Raw genomic sequence first — 19,931 nt, forward strand, 5'->3', positions numbered from 1 at the left:
GGCCTGAACACAATGAATTCGACCCCACCAAAACCTCAACCCGTCGATGGACTAAGGCCACAGCCAGCCGCAGGTGTTGTCTGCATCAAGTCTGACCAGGTGCTGCTCATCCGCCGGGGCACCCCGCCCATGACAGGCGAATGGTCACTTCCCGGCGGTCGGATCGAACCGGGTGAGACGGCGCGCGATGCCGCCCTGCGGGAACTGAAGGAAGAAACCGGCGTCACCGCTCGCATTGCAGGCCTTGTCGATGTCGTCGACGCCATTGTCACCAATCGCGCCGGCACGCTGATCACGCGTCATTATGTACTCTGCGATTTTGCGGCAGTCTGGACCGGGGGAGAGCCGGTCGCGGGCGACGATGCGGCCGAGGCCCGCTTCTTCCCTCTTCCCGAGATCGAGACACTGGACCTCTGGAACGAAACCCGGCGCATCATACTGGAAGGGGCCCGCCTGGTCGGCGCCCTTCCGCAAACTGGAATTTGATGGCATTATCCCGCGAACGCGCCATTAAGAGCGCGTGGAGGAAAAGTCAGTGACACGCGCCCGCAAATGGCTGGCTGCTTTGGCAATGAGCCTCACCTTACAGGCTCCAGCAATCGCGTCCGGAAGCGACGAGGTCCAATTCGAGATTACGGATACAGGACACCTCGTCGTCACCGTCCATGTAAATGATCGTACCTCGCTGGCCATACTCGACACGGCCGCAACATTTCCCATACTGGATCGTGAAACAGCCAACGCCGCCGCGATTTATCTGCCCGAGGTGCCGGAACTTATCGATATTGTCGGCCTCGGAGAGGTGCGTACATTTCCGCTCGTCCAGATTGGCCAGCTTGCACTTGGTACATTCGAGCTGGAAGAGCTGCGCGCTGCCTACAATTCGAAGGTCAGGTTTCCATCGACAGGCAATGTGTTCCCCGCCAGCGCCCTGCCCTACCGTACGCTTGATTTCGATTTCGAGCGCCATCGCCTTCTGATGTATGACCGTGCGCCCGCAAGCATCCGCGGGGCCCATGTGGAACGCCTCCCCATAGAGCGTCATGGGGGGCTTCCCTTTGTGAAGGTTCGCGTCAATGGCGTTGAGGGACTTGCCCTTGTCGATACCGGCGCCAGCCTGAGCTACGTCAACTCAGCTTTTGCCCAAGGCGCGGCCAGATCCAGCGACGCGATCCGGTCGATAGAACTCATAGGCGCAACGGGCAACGCCACCTCCATCACTGTGCTCCACAGCAGACGGTTTGAACTTGGCAGCGTCAAGCTGGACAGGTTTGACGTTGTCGTTTCGAATCCTGAATTCTTGGAGATGCTGGGACTCGAAAACGTGCCCGTCATGGTGCTCGGTATCGATATTCTGAAGGCTTTCCGGCTTCAGATTGATCGTGAGAAAGAAGAACTGCGCCTCGTTCTACCGGGCCGCGGGCCACTGGCTCAGGCAGGAATATCCTTCCGCGCACGCTGAAAACGGCTCGCCCCTTCCCCTTCGTCATGATTGAAATCGACGAGCGCATTCATCTTTATGCCCGCGAACACCAAGGGAGATTATTCATGGCCTACGCACCGTTTGACCTCAAAGGAAAAGTGGCCCTCGTCACGGGCGGCAATCGTGGCATTGGCTACGGGATGGCAGAGGCGCTTGCCGCCTCGAACGCTCATGTCGCCATCTGGGGCCGCAAGGATGCCGCCAACAAGGAAGCCGTCGAAGCGCTGTCGAAACTTGGCGCCGGCGACGTGAAAGCGTGGAGCGTCGATGTTTCCGATGAAAAGGCGGTGGTTGATGCCATGAAGGCCACTGTCGACGCTTTCGGCCGCGTCGACACCTGTATCGCAAATGCAGGGGTCGGGTTCGGCGCGTCCAGCTTTGCCGAGATGGACACCGAGACCTGGAACAAGAATATGGCCGTCAATCTGGACGGCGCATTCTGGACGCTGCGCGAAGCAACCAAACATATTACTGAACGCGCCAAGGCGGGCGATCCGGGCGGCTCGCTCGTGGGCGTTGCTTCGCTGGCGGCCATTGAAGGCGCCGCGCGCAATCAGGCCTATGCGGCCACCAAGGGCGGTCTCATTTCCATGTTGAAAGGCATCGCTGTCGAAACCGCGCGCTATGGCATCCGCGCCAATGCCATCCTGCCGGGCTGGATCGCCACCGACATGACGGAGAGCGCGCAAAATACCGAGGTCTTCCAGACCAAGGTTATTTCACGCGTTCCGGCCCGCCGCTGGGGCGAGCCGAAGGATTTTGGCGGTGTCGCGGTCTATCTGGCCTCGGATGCATCTTCATATCACTCAGGCGATACATTCCTGATCGATGGCGGCTACGCCATCTTCTAGGCCTTATTGCGGGGTGGTTTCGTCCATTGTTTCGGGCGAACCATCCTGCTCCGGCATCGTCTCACCGGTATCCAGATTATCTTCCGGCGTTGGGATAGCGCCTTCGCTGTCCATATTAGCGGGACCGGTATCCTGGCGGGTATCGATAATGTCGTTATCGTTTGGCACCTCCGACCCATCGCCTTCGATCATGTCCGCGCCGTCAGTATTCTCACTCTGCTCACCGTGGACATAATCCGGCGTTGACGAGGCCTGACCAACTTCTTCGCTCACATCTTGCTCCGGACCGCCGCAGGCCCCCATGAGAAGTGCGGACGCGGCGAGAAGTACGATCTTGAAGTTCATTCTAAACTCCTTCGGCCGTGAGGCCGGGTCTGCTCGTGTTAATCTGTGTAAATAATCGGTGAAACGGCGATTGGTTCCGGACACTGGCGTTAACACTCTCGCCTGCCGTGGCGGGACGACTTCACAAATTGGCGCGACCCGCCATTGATGGGTCTGCACTTTCTGGGAGAAAAGATAATGAGCCTTCACACACCGCTTTGCGATTTTCTCGGCGTTAAATACCCGATCATGCTGGCTGGCATGGGCGGGGTGTCCTATGCCGAACTTGCCGCTGCCATGTCCAATGCAGGGGGCTATGGCGTCCTTGGTATGGCGGGGACGACACCGGACTTCATCGAAAAGCAGATGGCGCGTGTGCGCGAACTCACCGACAAGCCTTTCGGCGTCGACCTGCTTGCCGCCAGCCCCGAAAGCCTCGAGGAATCCGTCGATGTTATCATCAATGGCGGCGCAGACAGCTTTGTAGCGGGCCTCGGCGTGCCCATGCCGATCATGGAAAAGCTGAAAAAGGCCGGCGTGAAGGTCATGGTCGTTGGCGGCGCGGTGAAGCATGCCATCAAGGCCGAGCAGGCCGGCTGTGATGCCGTCATCCTGCAGGGCGGCGAAGGTGGCGGGCATACCGGTCTTGTCGGCACCATGCCGCTTGTCGCGCAGGCCGTCGAAGCGGTGAACATTCCGGTCATTGCGGCTGGCGGCATCTATGATGGCCGCGGCCTTGCCGCCTCGCTGGCGCTTGGCGCTGTCGGCGTCTGGATGGGCACCCGCTTCATCGCCTCCGAGGAAGCTCACGCCGCCAATCTTTACAAACAGACCATTATCGGCGCCGGCGACACCGATACCACCCGCACCCGCTGCTATTCCGGCAAGCCCATGCGCTGCCGCACAAATGAATATATCAAGGACTGGGAAAGCCGCCCGGAAGACATCCAGCCCTTCCCGCAACAGGCGATCCACTCCAACCAGACCGGCGTTATCGGCGGCATTGGCGGCATTACGGACGAAGCAAAGCTCAACCCGGATACCTCCTGCTTCGCCATGGGCCAGTCGGCTGGCGGCGTAAAGGATGTCCTTCCGGTGAAAGACATCGTCGAACGCATCATCCAGGAAGCCGATTCCAGCATCGCGAAAATCGCAGGGTACCGCTCAGAAGTGATAGCTTGAGGCTGAGCCTTCCGGTGATTATTTTTAGTACGCGTTCTACTTTTTTTGAACGGTGCCGATTGCCGGAAGGACAGACCTATGCAGAAGCTGAAATCCTATCTCGGCTGGAAGGTCGATTTCACCACCCCTGAAGGTGAAGCCGCCTACGCCGCCCCGGATTCGGTCTCCTGGCGGGTTTTCAAGAACCCGGTTGCCCTTGCCGTTGGCGGCGTCGCGGCTGTGCTGCTCGAGTTTGCCGATGCACGCATCCGCTCTGGTGTCTGGGACCATTCGGTTTTCAAAACCGACCCGATCGGGCGGTCCCAGCGCACCGGTATGGCGGCCATGGTGGGGGTCTATGGCCCCGCCAGCGCCGCCCGCCGTGTCATTCAGGGTGTCACCAACATGCACGCCCGCGTGAAAGGCGAGACCCCGTCCGGCGAATACTATGAAGCGCTCGACGTTGACCTGCTCGACTGGGTCAGCGCCACGGCAAGCTATGGTTTCCTGACCGCTTATGACCGCTTCGTGAAACCGCTCTCCTATGAAGAAAAATGCCGCTTCTATGAGGAAGGCGTCGAGATCGCGAAACTCTATGGCGTCGAGACCCCGCTCCGCAAACCCGAAGACTTCGACGCCATGCTGGCGTCGCTTCTGCCCCGGTTTGAAGCGCACCCCATAAATACCGAGTTTCTGGACATCATAAAATCCGGTCAGGCGGCGCGGAATGTGCCCAAGGCCCTGCACCGCGCCCTCGCAAACGCCTCGGTTTCGATTCTGCCTCCATCCGTGAGGGTGCGCCTTGAACTTGGCCGGGAATATGATCTCAATCCCCTCTCCGCCATGGCGATAAAAACGATAGGCCGCGCCGCTGAACACACCCCCGTCAAAGGCAGCCCACCCGCGGACGCCGCGATCCGTCTCGGCCTGCCCTGGAATTTTGCCTGGAAAGGCGAGCGCGCCAAACGCCATCTACTCGCCAGCCACGACACCGCGCATACAGCGGCAGAATAGGCGTTCTCTCCGGAGATATCGCCGCTGCACCCCTGAAGGTTTTCCTCTGCGGCGGCAATAGGTCCCGCGACGAGGCGTCTTGCCAATCCCTATCTGAAGGTGTTGGAACGGTTCCAACCCTTTTGAACAATGCGATTGAGGAGGAAAATCCATGGGCGTTCTCGACGGAAAAGTGATCCTGGTCACCGGTGGCGGCAACGGCATCGGCAAGGAATGCGCGCTGCTGGCGGCAAAAGAAGGCGCGAAAGTCGTCGTCAACGATCTTGGCGGCACGCTTACAGGCGATGACGCTGGCGATGCTGGCCCTGCTGAAAAAGTGGCGCAGGAAATCCGCGCTGCTGGCGGCGAAGCGGTCTCCAACTCCGACAGCGTGACCGACTACAAGGCCGTCGAAGGCATGATCGAACAGGCCAAGGATGAGTTTGGCGGCCTGCACGGCATCATGAACCCGGCCGGCATCCTGCGCGATGGCATGTTCCACAAGATGTCCGAGGACGACTGGAAGGCCGTCATCGACGTCCACCTCCACGGCTCGTTCAATGTGACCCGCGCGTCTGTGAACCATTTCCGCGACCAGGAAGACGGCTCCTACGTCCTCTTCACGTCCACCACCGGCCTCATCGGCAATATCGGCCAGGCGAACTACGGCGCCGCCAAGCTCGGCATTGCCAGCCTGTCGCGCATCATCGCCATGGAAGGCGAGCGCAAGAATGTCCGCTCCAACGTCATCGCGCCGTTCGCCTGGACACGCATGATCGCCTCCATTCCGGTCAAGGACGAAGCCGGCAAGGAACGCGTCGAGCGCATGAAGAATGGCATGCGCGCCGATCAGGTCGCCCAGCTCGCCGTGACCCTTTGCGCCGACAAGGCCAAGGACGTCTCCGGCCAGATTTTCTCGGTTCGCGGCAATGAGGTCATCCTGTTTGACCAGCCGCGCCCGGTGAAATCGGTGGCACGTCTTGAAGGCTGGACGCCGGAAACCCTTCTGGAGCAGGGCCTGCCTTCGATGAAGGGCAGCTTCATGGATCTCGGGGCGACGACGACGGTCTTCCCCTACGAACCGATCTAGGGCTCCGGGCCGGGCAGCGCATTCATTCACGCGCTGCATAAGTCATGTGCCCAGCATACCATTGGCGCGGCAGCGATGCCGCGCCATTTCTTTGTCCGGAACATAAAACCGGAGACATCCCATGATCGACATCAGACGTTTCGACGGGCTCGGTACATTCAGGAATGAGTGGCTCGACGCCCATTATCATTTCTCTTTCTCGCAATATTACGACCCATCCCGCATGGGCCATGGCAAGCTGCGCGTGTGGAATGACGACAAGGTGCGCCCGCACACGGGCTTTCCGCCGCATGGCCATCGCGACATGGAAATCATCACCTATGTCCGTTCTGGTGCGATCACCCACCAGGACTCCATGGGTAATAAGGGTCGGACCGAAGCCGGCGACGTGCAGGTCATGAGCGCCGGGCGCGGCGTCCAGCATTCCGAATGGAATGCAGAGGACGATGAAACCACGCTCTTCCAGATATGGATTGAGCCGGCCGAAGCGGGCGGCGCACCCGGCTGGGGCGCGCGCAAATTTCCCAAGGCCGACCGCTCAGGCACATGGGCAACCCTTGCCAGCGGTGACAAGGCCGATAACGCCCTGCCGATCCGCCAGGACGCCAAGGTGCTGGGGGCCACGGTGAAGGCCGGAGAGACACTGGAATACAGCGTCAGCGCCGGACGTCATGGCTATCTCGTCCTTGCAACCGGCTCAGTCGACATCAATCGCACCGACCGGCTGAATGCACGTGATGGCGTCGCCATTACCGGACCGGAGAAGATCACGATCACTGGCGTTTCGGACGCCGAAATCGTTCTCGTGGATACGATCTAGACACCCTCCAGGTTGCCGCCCCTTTCCGGGCGGCAGCTTTTTGCGCAACGGCATCTACATCCGCTGCGTTTGTCTGCTATAGTCCGCGTGTCCTTCAAAGGAGGTCAGCTCATGAAAACCGCATTTCTAGCCCTAGCAGCCATGACACTCGCCCCGATTGCTGCAGCCGCAGACATCGAGATCACCTATTCGCCGGAATTTCAGGAAAAACTCCAGGACGATTACGGCGTCAAGGAAGGTGACAAGCTTCAGGAAGACATCCGAAGCGATCTCGAACGCGAGCTTGGCAAGGCCAACATCGACCCGGCACGTGTGACCGTGACGATCCTGGACGCAAAGCCGAACCGCCCGACCATGGAACAGCTGAGCGAGAGGCCGGGCCTCGACATGCTACGCTCAAAATCCATCGGCGGTATGGACCTTCATGGCATTGCCTATGACACGTCCGGCACACCGATCGGTGAGCTGGAATATGGCTGGTTCGAAACAGACATTCGCGATGTGAATGCCGCCGGCGTCTGGAGCGATGCGAGACGCGCGTCGCGGCGTTTCGCGCAGAAATTCGCTGACGAACTCATCAACTGACGGGACAGCAGCGCCCGGTCTTACTGGCCGGAAAGCTCGAGCGTGCAGCTCTCATTCAGGCTGGGGCGCGACAGCGTCACCCGTCTGAGGCCTGGAAGCTCGGCCCCGATTTCGCGCGCCGCCCACAGGCAGATACGCTCAAGCGTGGGCACCGATAGGCCGTCGATCTCATTCAGCAGCGAGTGGTCGAGCTTTTCGGCCGCCGCTTTCAGTGCCGCGGTCAGCTTGCTGAAATCCTCAACCCACTCCTCGCCAGGCTTCACCTTGCCCTTCACAGCAGCTTCGAGACGGAAGGAGTGGCCGTGCATATTGCGATAGGGGTGACCCTCGGGCTTACCGCCCATGAAATGTGCCGCCTCAAAGGTCACTGCCTTCGAGATCTCGAACACTTCGCCCGACGGGCTCAGGGCAGCCCGATCAGTTTGTGGGTTTGTAAGCTCAGTCGCCATTCCGGATGCTTCATGCAGTAGGCCGCCGCTGCGGCAATGTTATCGGCCTGCCTGTTATCATCTTTGGGCTGAAGGAAGAAGTGGTCGAACTGCAGCGCAGCATAGCGTTCCGGCTGGGCTTCCGGCTCATCCTGCGGGTAGACCAGCTTCAGCTCATTGCCGCGCGTCTGCACCACCTCTGCATTGGCCTTTGGCGACACGCATACCCAGTCCAGGCTTTCGGGCGCTGGCAAGGTGCCATTCGTCTCCACCCCCACGTCGAAGCCGCGGGCATGCAGCGCAGCAATGGCTTCCTCATCGAGCTGTAGCAGCGGTTCGCCGCCTGTGCAGACCACATAGCCCTTTTGCCCCGTATCGCCGGACGTCTCGCGCCAGACCAAAGCGACATGATCGGCCAGCGCCTCGGCGCCCTTGAACTTGCCGCCATTCTCGCCGTCGGTGCCAACGAAATCGGTATCGCAGAACTGGCAGACGGCGCGCGGCCGGTCGCGTTCCAGACCGGTCCAGAGATTACAGCCGGCAAAGCGCAGGAACACCGCCGCACGGCCTGTCTGCGCCCCCTCGCCCTGCAGGGTCACGTAGGCTTCCTTCACCGAATAGGTTTTCACCCCTGGCGCTCCCGCCACTTGCGATAGCCTTTCGCACGCAGCTCACAGGCCGGACACTTGCCGCAGCCATAGCCCCAGTCATGGCGCGTGCGGTGATCGCCCACATAGCAGCTATGGGTCTTCTCCACGATAAGATCGACCAGCGCGTCGCCGCCAATATCCCAGGCCAGCTGCCAGGTCTCTGACTTGTCCAGCCACATGAGCGGGGTCTTCAGCGTGAACTGACGGTCCATACCGAGCGACAGCGCCTTCTGCTGGGCATCTATCGTGTCGCGCCGGCAGTCGGGATAGCCGGAATAATCGGTTTCACACATACCGCCGATAATGACGCTGATCCCCCGCCGCCAGGCCAGGGCGGCCGCCAGGGTCAGGAAAACGAGGTTGCGGCCCGGCACAAAGGTGGAGGGCAAGCCATCCTCGTCTTCGGTGATCTCGGTCTCACGCGTCAGGGAGGTTTCGCTGATCTGCCCAAGCACGCCGAGATCGATCAGATGGTCTTCACCAAGACGCTCGGCCCATTGCGGAAAATTCTGACGGATCGCGGCTAGGACATCTTCGCGGGCGTCAAGCTCCACCCTGTGACGCTGGCCATAATCGAAACCAATCGTCTCGACATGGCGATAGCGCTTGAGCGCCGAGGCCAGACAGGTTGTGGAATCCTGTCCGCCTGAAAAGAGAACCAGCGCTGAAGAGGAAGTGCTCATAACCCGCGCCATTAGCAGAGCCGGGGGGCAGCTCCAAGCCAATCCTTCCTCTGCGTCAGCAACTAGTTACCAAAAAAACACGCCGCGACGGCAAGTTCCCGCGAGCCGAGTAATCTGTTGACAAATTGTCACACGTGTCGATCAACTGACCGGCGGGGCACAGCCAAAAATAAAAGCTGGCCCATGAGGAAACGCAAAATGAGGTGGGACGGTCCGTCAAAAAAGACCGCCCATCCGGGAGGAGTTAGATGATTAAGAAAACACCCGAAAAGTATCTGATGCTGGCGGGCGCTTCGGCGATTGCGCTCGGCCTGCTGGCGCCGATGGCCATCGCGCAGGAAGACGGCGGTGAAGTAGAAGTCCGACGTACGCTGGGTACCGTCTTGGTGACGACCCAGAAGACCGAAGAATCGATTCAGGATGTTCCAATCGCCGTTTCGGCCTTCGATGAGGAAGCGCTCGAAAAGCTCCAGCTATCAGGCGGCCCGGACCTCGTCCGCTCCATTCCGAACGTCTCCTTCACCAAAGCCAATTTCGGCGGCTCGTACAACTTCAAGATTCGCGGCATCGGCGCAGACCTCGTCGCCCAGTCAGGGGATGCCGGCGTCGGCGTCCACCAGAACGACGTGCCGCTGACCGCCAACCGCCTCTTCGAGGCCGAGTTCTACGATGTGGAGCGCGTCGAAACGCTGCGCGGTCCGCAGGGCACGCTCTATGGCCGGAACGCCACCGGGGGTGTGATCAACGTCATTACGGCGAAGCCCGTATTCGAAGAGTTCCAGGCCGATCTCAACCTGACCTATGGTAACTACAATACGTTCAAGGCCAAAGGCATGCTGAACGTGCCACTGGGCGATAAGGCAGCCTTGCGCCTCGCAGGCTCCCTGCTCCAGCGCGATGGCTATGTCGACAATACCATTACCGGCAATGATATCGATGACCGGGACCTCTACGGTATCCGCGCGACGCTTGCCGTTGAACCGACAGACCGGCTGCGTGGCTGGGTCTCCTATGACTATTTCGAAGAGGACGATTCCCGTCTTCGCTCCGGCAAGCAGCTCTGCGACAAGGATCCCTTCCTGACGAGCTTCTCCAGTGTCCCGATCTCCGGCGCTGACCAGATCTACACGACGCTGGGCTGTCAGGAAGCGCCGCTCAGCCAGTCCCTGGACCGCGTCAACTCTGCGGGGACACTCGGCGGGGGCCTCGGTATCGCCGCAGGTCTTCTGAATGGCGACGCGTTCACCGATCCGCTCATCAAGGATCTTCGCACCATCGAATCCGCCTTCGACCCGGCCTACGAGGCCGACCAGGAACTCTTCACCTGGAAAGCGGAATACGACCTCACTGACTCCCTGCTGCTCACCTATCTCGGCAGCTATAGCGAAACCACAGCCGTATCGGTCGAGGACTATAACAAGATCGCGCCGAACGTGACGTTCAACGATCTCTCAGCAGTCCCCCCCGGCTTGAGCCCGACGGCCGATCTCTATAACGCCGTCTTCCCGGGTGGGGTTGTGGACGATCCCCAGCTGGGGGCCTCCAACGTCTTCCGCACCTTCGATATTTCAGGCGGCGGCAGTGAACAGACGACGCACGAACTTCGCCTGCAGTCGGATTTCGACGGACGTTTCAACTTCAATCTCGGCGCCATCAGCGTCGATTTCGAAGCCATTGACCCCAATGATCCGACCGCCGGCTATGTCGTGCTGTCGAATACGCTGACGGGTCTGACCCAGTTCAACAACGCCATCTACAACGCAACGCTCCATGGAGCGCTGGGCGCAGGGGTGCCGCAAGCGCAGGCCGAGGCCCTCGCCGCGGATGCGTCGGTATTCGGCGGGCCTGTCCCGATTGACACCTCGGGCCCCGATGTCGGGCCCATCACCAATTTCAGCGGTTTCGGCGGCAACTACTTCCGGTCTCTGTCACCCTACCGCCTGGAATCCTTCGCAGTCTTCGGTGAAGGTTATTACGACCTGACCGACGATCTGCAGCTGACTGTTGGCCTTCGTTATACGGACGACAAGAAAGAGCAGGACAATATCCCGACTGCCCTGTTCGTGCCGACAATGTCGCCAACGGCCAATCTGTCGCCGCAGCCAATTCCGGGCAATGATGCCGACAATGCTGGCGATGGCAGCTACAATGTCGCGTTCGAGGAAACCACCGGACGTATCGGTCTCGACTGGCAGCCTCAGACCAGTTTCACGGACGATACGCTGATCTATGGCTTCTATTCACGCGGCTATAAGGGGGGCGGCATCAACCCGCCACAACCGGCAGGCGCCGACAACTTCCCACAGACCTTCGATCCGGAGTTCATCAACTCCTATGAGGTCGGGACGAAGAACACGCTGGCCAACGGCGCTGTGCAGCTGAACGCCACGGCCTTCTATTACGATTATGAAGGCTATCAGATCACACAGATCGTCAATCGTTCCTCGGCGAACTTCAACATTGATGCGAAACTCAAGGGCCTTGAATTCGAGACGATCTGGAACCCGGCCTCGACCTTCGTGATCAACGCAAACCTTGGCCTTCTCGACTCAGAGATCCAGGACACCTATGCAATCGATGTGCTCGACCGGACGAATGGCCGTGCCGATCTCATCACGCTGAAGAATGCGTCGAGCTACTCAAACTGTGTGGTCTCCGCCCAGGGCTATGCCACGGTCCTCGGTGCCATCCAGGCAGGCGTTCTGGACGAAGGGGCGACAGCGGGCCTCTGCGTTGGCGCATTCGCCGGCCAGGAAGCGACCTTCGGTGTACCGGACGTGACCTATACCGACTCTGAGGGCAACACCCGGACGGTGGGTGGTCTCACGCCGTTCGATGGCGAAGCCAAACAACTGGACGGGAACGCCATTCCGGGCGCGCCGGAAACGACGCTCTCCCTCGGTGCGGAATATACCTTCGAAGGCATGTTCAACGGCGACTGGAACACCCGGCTTCGCGCGGACTATTACTATCAGGGCGATAGCTATAGCCGCGTGTGGAATACGGGCGGCGATGAGCTGGACAGCTGGACCAACCTCAACCTGGCTGTCGTGTTCTACAATGACGTCAATGGCCTGGAATTTGAGATCTTCGGCAAGAACGTCACCGATGAGGAGGTCATCACCGGCCGCTACCTCACCGATGACAGCTCGGGTCTCTACTCCAACATCTTCCTGTCGGAGCCGCGCCTCTATGGTGTGCGGGTCCGCAAGAGCTGGTAGATACACAGCCTGACTGAAATTGAGGGGCGGCCCGGGTAACGGGCCGCCCCTTTCTTTTGACCCCATCAATTGAGTTGGCAGGCCAAGCCCCTAGATTACCCCTCAGACAGTTACCGGAGACCCCATGAGAATTATCTCCCTGACGGCCAGCGCCCTTTTCCTGGCTGCCGCCTGTTCTCAACAGGCCAGCGACACGACCGGCACCTCAACCGGCGCCCCAGCACAAACTTCGGCATCCGAAGACGAGGCGGGCTCCGGTACACAAACGCAGGAGACGGAGGCTGAGGCCCTCATCAGCAAGGACGGTTTTCGCCTGATCCCCGTCGCCACAGGGCTCACCTTTCCGTGGGACATGCTGTTCCTGCCCGACGGCACCATGCTGATTACCGAACGCGATGGCGCGATCCGTATCCTGCGCGATGGAGAGCTCCTGCCGGATCCCGTCGCCGGAACGCCAGAGGCGCATGTGAATGCCCAGGGCGGCTATTTCGCAATGGCGCTCGATCCGGAATTTTCCAGCAACCGCAAGCTCTACCTCGCCTTCGCAAAGGGTGTCGACGAAGAGAACACCACGGCCGTTGTCTCGGGCGTTCTGTCAGAGGATGCCAGCGAGCTGACCGATGTGCAGGAAATCTTCACGGGCGCCCCGCGCGAAACCTCCCACCATTATGGCGGCCGTCTGGCTTTCCTTCCCGACGATACGCTGATCATCACGCTCGGCGAAGGCTTCCGCTATATGGAGGAAGCGCAGAACCCGCAGAATTATCACGGCACGATCGTGCGTCTGAACACGGATGGCTCCTTTCCGGACGACAATCCCTTCATCGACGGCGAAGACGGCACACCCGGCGTATGGAGCTACGGCCACCGCAACGTTCAGGGCCTTGTCTGGGACGACGCCCGCGAAATCCTCTGGGCTCATGAGCACGGGCCGAAGGGTGGCGATGAGCTCAACCGGATTGAGTCTGGAAAGAATTATGGCTGGCCGGCCATCACCTACGGCGTCAATTATGATGGCACGATCATAAGTGAGGAAACCGAAGCGCCCGGTATGGAACAGCCCGTCATCAAATGGGTGCCCTCCATCGCCCCGTCAGGCATGGCGCTGGTCAGCGGCGATGTCTGGCCCGAATGGCAGGGCGATCTCATCATCGGTGCCATGAACGGCCCGCGCGGGCAGAAACTCGTCCATGTCATGCTGGATGAGGAGGGCAATGTCACAGGTCAGACCGATCTCATGGCAGACCTCGAAATCCCCTTCCGCGATGTCGTTATCGGCCCCGACGGCAATCTCTACGCGGCGACCGCCAATATGGACGGCGTCATTTACCGCATCGACCGCAACGAATAGGCCACGGGAAACCTCTATATGATCCTTCTTCATCATCTGCGCATCGGGCGCTCGATCTTCACTGTCTGGCTCCTGGAAGAGCTTGGCCTCGACTATGAGCTGAAAGTCTATCACCGCCATCCGGAGACCTTCCGATCACAGGAAGACCTCAAGGAGGCCACGCCGCTCGGCAAATCTCCAACGCTTGAGATCGACGGGGTCATGCTGACAGAGTCCGGCGCGATCGCCGCCTATCTGATCGATCATTATGACCCGGAGGGCAAACTCGCCCCGCCGCGGTCCGACAAGCAGGCCTGGGCTGAATTCCAGCGCTGGCTGCACTATCCGGAAGGCTCAGCCTTCCTGCCGCTTTTCCTGCGGATGCTGCAGGCCCGCGAGGGCGACAATCCCTCTCCGGTCTACAAGGCGTTTGCCGATGGTGAGGTGCCGCTGCATCTTGGCCTGCTCGACCAGCAGCTGGCGGATCGTGACTACATCCTCGGCGACAAATTCCAGGCGCCCGATATCGGCGTCACCTATATCTGCAATATGGCCGAGCGGCTGGGAGAGCTTGGCCCCTACAAGAATTTGCAGGCCTATTATCAGCGCAACATGGACCGCCCAGCCTGGAAGCGCGCGAAGGAGCGCGCTGTCGAATAGGCACGTTAGCGCCGGGACCGCATGGCCGCTGCCAGCGTGCCTTCATCGAGATGATCCAGCTCCCCACCATGCGGCACGCCCTGGGCGAGCCGTGTGGTGGTGACATCAAGGCCTTCCAGCTGGTCGCGGACATAATCGACCGTAATCTGCCCATCGAGGGTCGCACTAAGGGCAAAGATCACTTCACGCACGTCGCCGGTTTTGACCCGGTCGACCAGCATCCCGATGGTGAGGTCTTCGGGCTCAATCCCGTCCAGCGGTGACAACACGCCGCCAAGGACGTGATAGCGCCCGCGAAAGGCGCTCGCGCGCTCCAGCGCCCAGAGGTCCGGCACATCCTCGACCACGCAGATGACACTGTCATCGCGGCCGGTGGACTGGCAGACGGCGCAGGGCTGCAGCGTGTCGTAGTTTCCGCAGGTCTTGCATTGCTCGATACGGTTACCCGCCTCAGCCAGGGCGTCCGCCAGCGGCAGCAGGAGCTGGTCCTTGCGCTTAAGCAGATGCAGCGCCGCCCGCCGGGCCGAGCGCGGCCCCAGACCGGGAAGCTTCCCGATCAGCTCGATCATTTTCAGGATTTCCGGTCCGGCGCTCTTCTGGCTCATCGCGAGCTGGGCTTCCTAGAACGGCATCTTGAAGCCGGGCATCATGCCGCCGAAGCCGGATGTGGCTTCCTTCATCGCCTTTTCCATTTCCTCATCAAGGCGTTTGCGCGCATCGCTATGGGCGGCCTTCACAAGGTCTTCGATGATCTCGGCATCGTCTTCCAGCAGGGAGGGATCGATATTGAGCCCGATCATCTCGCCCTTGCCTTTCAGGCGGACTTTCACAAGGCCCGCGCCCGCAATGCCTTCAGCTTCGATCTGCTCGACCTTCTGCTGGGCTTCCTGCATCTTGGCCTGCATTTCCTGGGCCTGCTGCATGATCTTCGAGAGGTCTTTCATTCCCACGGGGGCTACCCTTTCCTTTGACTGGCGACGCGCAAGGGGACGACATTGTCCTCTGCAGCGGGCTCTTCAAGTGTGTCGCTGCCGCGCACGTCGAGAATTGTAAGGCCCGGAATGGCGCTGATCGCAGCAGCGACATCGGTATCCGACTTCACCGCCTCGATGCGTTCACGCTTCAGGCGGTCCTCGCGTTCGCTGATGGTTTCGCCCGGCGTCTCGCCCTTCTTGGTGCTGACATCCCATTCATGGCCGGTGGCGATTTCGAGGAAGTCTGTCAGCCGGCGCAGGAGATCAACAGGCGCGCCATCCTTGAGGTCGCAGCTGATCGTGCCGTCTGCGAAAACCGACGGGCGGATATAGGCTTTCGCCTCGCCCCAGAGGACCGGCTCGCGCTCCTTTTCCAGAAGGTCGAGCACGTCTTCAAACTTGGAGAGGCGCGCGCCGGGATCGCCGCCAACAGGGACAACGTTCGGGTCCGACTTGCCGCCCTGCCCCCGTGCGCTGGAGCCGCTGCTACCGCCGCCTTCGGCAATCATCCGGGCCGCGTCTTCCGGCGAGGGCAGACCCGCCGCCGTCACAAGGCGCAGAATGACCATGCGCAGGGCGACATCGGCTTCGGGCGCGCTCTGGGTGTCGCGATAGCCCGACAGCAGGATCTGCCAGTTGCGCTGGGCCTGCGCCGGGGTGACGCTGTCGGCGATCTGGCGGGTGCGTTTGGTCCAGTCCGAGGGGCCGGGCAGATTGTAATTGTCGCCCATCGCCTGGATGGTGGCGACATCTGCGGCGATCTCCAGAAGGTCCTTCATCAGGATCAGCGCGTCGGCGCCGATCTGCATCTGGTCGTTGATCTCGTTGACCGCCTCGGACGCCTTGCCAGTCACGGCATATTCGAATGCGTCGAGCAGCCGGAGCCGGTCGCCGAGGCCGAGCATGTCGCGGACCGCTTCGCCGGTGATCTCTCCGCCGTCGAGACCCTGCACAATCGCCTGATCGAGGATGGAGAGGCCGTCGCGGACAGAGCCTTCGGCGGCGCGGGCAATGAGGGTGATGCCCTCTTCTGAAATCCTGGCGCCTTCGCGCGACGCGATCTTTCCAAGGTGCGCGGCAAGCTCGCCTGTATCGAGGCGTTTGAGATCAAAGCGCTGACAGCGCGAGAGAACCGTCACCGGCACCTTGCGGATTTCGGTGGTGGCGAAGATGAACTTCACATGCGGCGGCGGCTCTTCCAGCGTCTTGAGGAGCGCGTTGAAGGACGCGGTCGACAGCATGTGAACTTCGTCGATGATGTAGACCTTGTAGCGCGCAGACACCGGCGAGTAGCGCACGCCATCCAGGAGGTCGCGCATATCCGCGACGCCGGTGCGGGAGGCGGCGTCCAGCTCCAGCACGTCCGGGTGGCGGCTTTCCATGATTGCCTTGCAGTGCTCGCCCGGCGGGTCGAGCTTGAGGCTGGGGCCGGGATGATCCTCGCCCTCATAATTGAAGGCGCGCGCCAGGAGCCGGGCCGTCGTCGTCTTGCCGACGCCGCGCACCCCGGTCAGCATGAAGGCGTGGGCGATGCGGTTCATCTCGAACGCATTGCGCAGCGTGCGCACCATCGCCTCCTGACCGATCAGGTCGGAGAAGAGTTTGGGGCGGTATTTGCGCGCCAGCACCTGATAGGAAGGCTGGCCGGTGCCGGGCGCGGGCGCTTCTTCCTCCGCAAACATGGAGAAAGTCGCGTCGTCGCGCTCATCATCGCCGGGAAGATCGGTTTCGTCAGTCATCGCTGACTTACTAATGGCAGGGAATCCCTGTTCCCCGCAATGGCGCGCCAGCGGTTTTACCGTCTTTGCCTGTGAAGCGTTCGGCCTAGCTCAAGCCCCGCAATGACCAAAGCGCTTCTGATATTCCCCCACCAGCTGTTCAACCACCATCCCGGCCTCGACAAGCGCCCGGACCGGATCTGTCTGATCGAGGACACGCTGTTCTTCGGCGACCGGCAATATCCAATGCGCTTTCACAAGCAGAAACTCTGGCTGCACCGGGCCAGCATGGCGCGCTATGCCAAGCGGCTGGAAGGGCTGAAACCGGACTTTGAATATATCCGCTATGAGGCGGGCAAAGCGCTGCTGAAGCCTCTTATAGCACGGCTCTCCAAAGCGGGGACGAAAGAGGTGATGGCCTGCGACCCGGTGGATTTCATTCTGGAAAAGCGCCTTCGATCCTATTGCGAGGATCACGATCTGGACCTCACCCTGATCAGGACCCCACTCTTCCTGAACACACCGGGCCAGAACCGCGCCTGGCGGGAGGATAACAAATCCTGGTTCCAGGCCGAGTTCTACAAACGCCAGCGCCGCCATTTCGATGTGCTGATGGACGGCGACAAGCCGAAGGGCGGCCAGTGGAGCTTTGACGATGAGAACCGCAAGAAGGTCCCGAAGAAACTGAGAGACAGTGTACCTCAGCTGGCGCCACGCGAGCCGGACGAGCTGGAGGAAGAAGCGCGCAAATCTGTCGAGGAAGACTTCCCGGACAATTACGGATCGCTCGACACGCTCTGGTGGCCGACCAACCATGAGGATGCCGAGAGCTGGCTGGGCGCGTTCCTGAATGAGCGGTTCGAGCAGTTCGGGCCCTATGAGGACGCCATTTTGGAGGGCGAGACCCTGCTCTGGCATTCGGCGATCACGCCGATGCTGAATATCGGGCTTCTCACGCCGCAGCTGGTTCTGGATGCCGCGAAAGCCTTCATCGAACACAGAGATATCCCGATGAATTCGGCCGAAGGGTTCATCCGGCAGGTCATTGGCTGGCGCGAATTCATGCGCGCGACCTATGAGGATATCGGCGTGCCGATGCGCACGACCAATCATTGGGGCCATACGCGCAAGCTGCCGGAAAGCTTCTGGACCGGGGAGACGGGGATCGCCCCCATCGACGACACCATCAAGCGCGTGCTGGCGACCGGCTACTGCCACCATATCGAGCGGCTGATGGTGCTCGGCGGCTTCATGTTCATCTGCGAGATCGACCCCGACGATATCTATAAATGGTTCATGGAGATGTTCGCCGACAGCTATGACTGGGTCATGGTGCCGAACGCCTATGCGATGAGCCAGAATGCCGATGGCGGGCGCATCACGACCAAGCCCTATTTCTCCGGCTCTGCCTATGTCCGCAAGATGGGCAACCATGAGAAAGGCGAGTGGTGCGATGTCTGGGACGGGCTCTACTGGCGCTGGATCTGGCGCAACCGCGAACAGCTGTCGGGCAATCCGCGCTGGGCGATGATGGTGTCCATGGCCGAGAAGATGGATGAGGAGAAGCGGGACGGCCATCTGAAGACGGCGGCGAATTTCTTGAGTGGGTTGGGTTAGGCTTTTCTCTTTCTTCCTTCTCCCTTCTCCCTCGGGAGAAGGGCCGGGGATGAGGGGAACTGACCCTTCAACGAAGCCATGCAGTTTCAGTGATGCGATTGGAGCATCACTGCCAGCCAGCCCCTTGGATGAGATGGCGCTCCCCCTCACCCCTGACCCCTCTCCCGAGGGAGAGGGGAAAGCCAGCACCAGCGGCCACAGACCCGGGGGGCTGCGGCGGCATGCGGCTTATTGAGGTGAAGCAAGCGGCTTAGGGTGGCACCATCACAAAGGGCAGGCCCGCCAAGCCCGGCGCCTGTCCGGCGAGCGCGGCGCAGAGGCCGCTCGCCAGCGCGATGAGCGCAAATCCCTCGCCGGCGCGTGCCAGCAGGGCGGCGGCCCTTTGCTCAGGGCCCAGCCTCTCCCAGGGCGTGCGCGCGGCAAAGGCGGTCCAGTCGCAAGTGTCCTTGCGGTCCCCGCGCACATCCAGCGTGATATAGATGCGGCCATTGCGGGCAGAGGCATAGCCGACAAGGCCCGCCCCGCCCTCTGCGCGCCGCGCCTTCAGATACCGCTCAAGCCAGAACACCTCCCACAGGAAGACCGGCCAGAGCCAGACCGGGAGGGTGGCAAGCGTGTCACAGATGAAGTCGCGGCTGACCATGAGGGCGACCATAGCCGGGGCGCCGGGGTGTAGGATGTTTTGGGGTGCGGGGCGGTGCGTGGGCGGTGTCTGGAGGGTGTTTGGGCGGTGTTTTGGGGGTGCATGGGTTTCAGGTCTTCAAGTCACGCACCCGTGACCGACCCGTTTCAGACACAATCCATCTTCGTCATCCCGGAATTTGCCTCAGCAAATGTCCGGGACGAGAGAGCGTTTTGAGACGCTGGGTCCCGGATGCCTGCGGGGTCCGCCATTTCGGCTTTATCTTAAATTTTACACGGTTCGAAATTATTTCTGAATGGTTAATAATAACGGCTATGGAAACATAGATTGCACTAATTAAAAAAAGAGCGATAAATTTAATTACCGGGGAATAAATTTTAGTAGCCGTTATTAGGAACGCACAATGTCCACCAGAGCAGGCGAGTACATAAAATTTGGTGCTGCAAGCACCTTTAGCCCCAAGCCTTTGCCGCCAAATCCAAAATTGCGAATTGACGAGAGGCTTACGAATGCGCTTTCGCGTGCAGATCGGGCATTAGCGCGATTGGACGGCGCGGTGGCCACAATTCCAGACCCGCACATGCTCGTATATGCCTTCATGAGACAAGAAGCGGTACTTAGCTCGCAAATTGAGGGCACCCAAGCGTCTCTCGAAGACTTACTTGAATATGAAATTGATCACGAACTAACAGGCGAACTG

The 19,931-nt window shown here is 60.5% G+C and carries 21 protein-coding genes; 13 read left to right on the plus strand and 8 right to left on the minus strand.

Annotation, left to right across the window (positions count from 1 at the left end; all coding sequences use genetic code 11):
* The first annotated feature begins 12 nt into the window (after positions 1–12).
* The 3 genes from ABNU55_RS13300 to ABNU55_RS13310 all read left to right on the plus strand — a co-directional run bounded on the left by ABNU55_RS13300 (position 13) and on the right by ABNU55_RS13310 (position 2,334).
* Entirely contained in the window at positions 13–486 is a 474-nt protein-coding gene (locus ABNU55_RS13300) for an NUDIX hydrolase (RefSeq protein ID WP_290751396.1), read from the plus strand.
* Positions 487–535: 49 nt separating this feature from the next.
* Complete coding sequence (locus ABNU55_RS13305) at positions 536–1,462, plus strand: aspartyl protease family protein (RefSeq protein ID WP_290751394.1); 927 nt, start codon at positions 536–538, stop codon at positions 1,460–1,462.
* Positions 1,463–1,548: 86 nt separating this feature from the next.
* Positions 1,549–2,334, plus strand: coding sequence for an SDR family NAD(P)-dependent oxidoreductase (locus ABNU55_RS13310; RefSeq protein WP_290751391.1), 786 nt, complete (start codon positions 1,549–1,551; stop codon positions 2,332–2,334).
* A 3-nt stretch (positions 2,335–2,337) separates the two neighbouring features.
* Here the strand turns inward: ABNU55_RS13310 and ABNU55_RS13315 are convergent, their stop codons facing one another.
* Positions 2,338–2,679 carry a hypothetical protein gene (locus tag ABNU55_RS13315; RefSeq protein WP_290751389.1) on the minus strand — a complete coding sequence of 114 codons (342 nt, stop codon included), beginning with the start codon at positions 2,677–2,679 and terminating at the stop codon, positions 2,338–2,340.
* Between the two features lie 177 nt (positions 2,680–2,856).
* On the opposite strand from ABNU55_RS13315, the gene ABNU55_RS13320 reads away from it, so the two are divergent.
* From ABNU55_RS13320 to ABNU55_RS13340, 5 genes are all read left to right on the plus strand, one after another.
* On the plus strand, positions 2,857–3,840 hold the full coding sequence (locus ABNU55_RS13320; RefSeq protein WP_290751387.1) for a nitronate monooxygenase: 984 nt from the start codon (positions 2,857–2,859) through the stop codon (positions 3,838–3,840).
* A gap of 78 nt (positions 3,841–3,918) precedes the next feature.
* Positions 3,919–4,833, plus strand: a complete 915-nt coding sequence (locus tag ABNU55_RS13325; RefSeq protein WP_290751384.1) for an oxygenase MpaB family protein — start codon at positions 3,919–3,921, stop codon at positions 4,831–4,833.
* A 151-nt stretch (positions 4,834–4,984) separates the two neighbouring features.
* On the plus strand, positions 4,985–5,902 hold the full coding sequence (locus ABNU55_RS13330; protein ID WP_290751381.1) for an SDR family NAD(P)-dependent oxidoreductase: 918 nt from the start codon (positions 4,985–4,987) through the stop codon (positions 5,900–5,902).
* 121 nt (positions 5,903–6,023) lie between these two features.
* The gene (locus ABNU55_RS13335) at positions 6,024–6,722 is read left to right on the plus strand and encodes a pirin family protein (protein ID WP_290751379.1); all 699 of its coding nucleotides are present in this window, start codon (positions 6,024–6,026) and stop codon (positions 6,720–6,722) included.
* Positions 6,723–6,833: 111 nt separating this feature from the next.
* Positions 6,834–7,307: a hypothetical protein gene (locus tag ABNU55_RS13340; protein ID WP_290751377.1), complete on the plus strand. Its 474-nt coding sequence runs from the start codon at positions 6,834–6,836 to the stop codon at positions 7,305–7,307.
* 20 nt (positions 7,308–7,327) lie between these two features.
* On the opposite strand, the gene ABNU55_RS13345 is transcribed toward ABNU55_RS13340, so the two are convergent.
* From ABNU55_RS13345 to queC, 3 genes are read right to left on the minus strand one after another with little or no spacing between them, the layout of a single operon-like run.
* Positions 7,328–7,756 (minus strand): 6-carboxytetrahydropterin synthase, encoded by a 429-nt coding sequence (locus ABNU55_RS13345; RefSeq protein WP_290751374.1) that lies wholly within the window; start codon positions 7,754–7,756, stop codon positions 7,328–7,330.
* The gene (queE, locus tag ABNU55_RS13350; protein WP_290751372.1) at positions 7,711–8,364 is read right to left on the minus strand and encodes a 7-carboxy-7-deazaguanine synthase; all 654 of its coding nucleotides are present in this window, start codon (positions 8,362–8,364) and stop codon (positions 7,711–7,713) included. Before queE ends, ABNU55_RS13345 begins: the two co-directional genes overlap by 46 nt.
* Positions 8,361–9,068, minus strand: a complete 708-nt coding sequence (gene queC, locus ABNU55_RS13355; protein ID WP_290751370.1) for a 7-cyano-7-deazaguanine synthase QueC — start codon at positions 9,066–9,068, stop codon at positions 8,361–8,363. Before queC ends, queE begins: the two co-directional genes overlap by 4 nt.
* 248 nt (positions 9,069–9,316) lie before the next feature.
* On the opposite strand from queC, the gene ABNU55_RS13360 reads away from it, so the two are divergent.
* The 3 genes from ABNU55_RS13360 (at position 9,317) to ABNU55_RS13370 (ending at position 14,279) form a co-directional block, all read left to right on the plus strand.
* Positions 9,317–12,289, plus strand: a complete 2,973-nt coding sequence (locus tag ABNU55_RS13360) for a TonB-dependent receptor (RefSeq protein WP_348764412.1) — start codon at positions 9,317–9,319, stop codon at positions 12,287–12,289.
* Positions 12,290–12,413: 124 nt separating this feature from the next.
* Entirely contained in the window at positions 12,414–13,640 is a 1,227-nt protein-coding gene (locus tag ABNU55_RS13365) for a PQQ-dependent sugar dehydrogenase (RefSeq protein WP_348764413.1), read from the plus strand.
* Positions 13,641–13,658: 18 nt separating this feature from the next.
* Positions 13,659–14,279 carry a glutathione S-transferase family protein gene (locus ABNU55_RS13370; protein WP_348764414.1) on the plus strand — a complete coding sequence of 207 codons (621 nt, stop codon included), beginning with the start codon at positions 13,659–13,661 and terminating at the stop codon, positions 14,277–14,279.
* A 5-nt stretch (positions 14,280–14,284) separates the two neighbouring features.
* Here ABNU55_RS13370 and recR read toward each other — a convergent pair whose 3' ends face one another.
* Genes recR through ABNU55_RS13385 form a run of 3 tightly spaced genes read right to left on the minus strand, consistent with a single transcriptional unit; the run spans position 14,285 to position 16,992 of the window.
* Positions 14,285–14,884, minus strand: a complete 600-nt coding sequence (recR, locus tag ABNU55_RS13375; RefSeq protein WP_348764415.1) for a recombination mediator RecR — start codon at positions 14,882–14,884, stop codon at positions 14,285–14,287.
* 15 nt (positions 14,885–14,899) lie between these two features.
* Positions 14,900–15,223 (minus strand): YbaB/EbfC family nucleoid-associated protein, encoded by a 324-nt coding sequence (locus ABNU55_RS13380; RefSeq protein WP_290751360.1) that lies wholly within the window; start codon positions 15,221–15,223, stop codon positions 14,900–14,902.
* An 11-nt stretch (positions 15,224–15,234) separates the two neighbouring features.
* Positions 15,235–16,992 carry a DNA polymerase III subunit gamma/tau gene (locus ABNU55_RS13385; protein ID WP_290751357.1) on the minus strand — a complete coding sequence of 586 codons (1,758 nt, stop codon included), beginning with the start codon at positions 16,990–16,992 and terminating at the stop codon, positions 15,235–15,237.
* 102 nt (positions 16,993–17,094) lie between these two features.
* Here ABNU55_RS13385 and ABNU55_RS13390 point away from each other — a divergent pair, with 102 nt between their 5' ends.
* Positions 17,095–18,588: a cryptochrome/photolyase family protein gene (locus tag ABNU55_RS13390; RefSeq protein WP_348764416.1), complete on the plus strand. Its 1,494-nt coding sequence runs from the start codon at positions 17,095–17,097 to the stop codon at positions 18,586–18,588.
* A gap of 250 nt (positions 18,589–18,838) precedes the next feature.
* Here ABNU55_RS13390 and ABNU55_RS13395 read toward each other — a convergent pair whose 3' ends face one another.
* Positions 18,839–19,243, minus strand: coding sequence for a hypothetical protein (locus tag ABNU55_RS13395; protein WP_290759314.1), 405 nt, complete (start codon positions 19,241–19,243; stop codon positions 18,839–18,841).
* 391 nt (positions 19,244–19,634) lie between these two features.
* Here ABNU55_RS13395 and ABNU55_RS13400 point away from each other — a divergent pair.
* A partial coding sequence (locus ABNU55_RS13400) for a Fic/DOC family N-terminal domain-containing protein (RefSeq protein WP_348764417.1) occupies positions 19,635–19,931 on the plus strand: 297 nt, incomplete at its 3' end.

The sequence above is a fragment of the uncultured Henriciella sp. genome, from assembly GCF_964005855.1.
GTDB lineage: Bacteria > Pseudomonadota > Alphaproteobacteria > Caulobacterales > Hyphomonadaceae > Henriciella.